This window comes from Monashia sp. HAY1-2A (assembly GCF_056755315.1).
The window spans coordinates 1-268 of sequence record NZ_JBNDHY010000443.1 but is presented as its reverse complement, the minus strand read 5'-3'; the positions used below and the strand labels follow the sequence as shown (position 1 = coordinate 268).

1 protein-coding gene is annotated in these 268 nt (G+C 57.5%); it reads left to right on the top strand.

What is annotated here, in order from left to right; genetic code table 11:
- A partial coding sequence (locus ACPYOM_RS22650) for a type VI secretion system Vgr family protein (RefSeq protein WP_481347688.1) occupies nt 1–268 on the top strand: 268 nt, incomplete at both ends.

Sequence of the window (268 nt, the reverse complement as noted above, 5' to 3'; positions counted from 1 at the left end):
GAAGTGATCGTAGATTTCCTCGGTGGCGATCCTGACAAGCCGCTTATTGTTGGCCAGGTCTACAACGGCGCGGCATTGCCGCCCAAATTCAACCATATCGGCACCCTACCGGAGAACAGATATTTATCCGGTATCAAGAGCAAGGAAGTGCAAGGGGGCCGCCTGAACCAGCTTCGTCTGGACGATACGCCCGAGCAAATCAGCGCACAGCTTGCGAGCGAGCACGGCTACAGCGAGTTGAACCTGGGCTGGCTGACACACCCACGGC